This is a genomic window from Streptococcus caledonicus, from assembly GCF_042656225.1.
Lineage (GTDB): Bacteria > Bacillota > Bacilli > Lactobacillales > Streptococcaceae > Streptococcus > Streptococcus caledonicus.
In genome coordinates this window covers 64,316-64,959 of sequence record NZ_JBHSOJ010000015.1, presented here as the reverse complement: position 1 = coordinate 64,959, position 644 = coordinate 64,316, and the positions used below count along the sequence as shown (strand labels likewise).

The window sequence follows — 644 nt, the reverse complement described above, 5'->3', positions numbered from 1 at the left end:
TAGTCTTTGAGATAACTGTCTATTCGATTTTCTAACTGTTGGATTTTAGCATTATAACAATCATAAGTTTCTAATGCTTGCTCTAACATAAACCGATGATAAGCTGAAAAATAACCATCCAAGGCTTTTTCTAGTTGAGGAATTTTCTGTTTCAAAGTCGTATAAACATTAGCACGAATAACTTCTGGTGTGATGGTTTCTCCATTGACTAAAAGAGTCATCAAGTTACGCCCAGAACTGCCCATAATATCTTCAAGGTAAGTCGTTAATTTGATTCCTCCTGATTGAAGAATGTTATGAATTCTGTTCACGTCACGATTACGAGTTTCAACTTGATGTTTCCGTTGACGTGTTAGCTCTCGTAGTTCTTGAATCCTCTCATTTTTGACTAGGGATGGCTTTTCATATGTGCTGGATTCGCTAAAATGAGCTCAAAGTCTTGACAGAGCGCATGCCAAACGGGTTTTCAATAGACTCCTGTACTTTCCATGCCAACAGCTTGTCCTTAAAAAGATGTGAGAAAATCATGACATTGTTGTAAACCTTCTGTCGTTGTATCAAAGCGAGCCTCTTCACGTTTGGGACGAGTACTAGTGAGAGAGCCGTGTAAGATACAGACAGCTATCATAGCTTGGTGAATATCA

At 38.4% G+C, this 644-nt stretch carries 1 pseudogene; it reads right to left on the bottom strand.

The features are described from left to right. A pseudogene (locus ACFPQ3_RS02150) lies at positions 1-644 on the bottom strand (transposase); the annotation flags it as partial.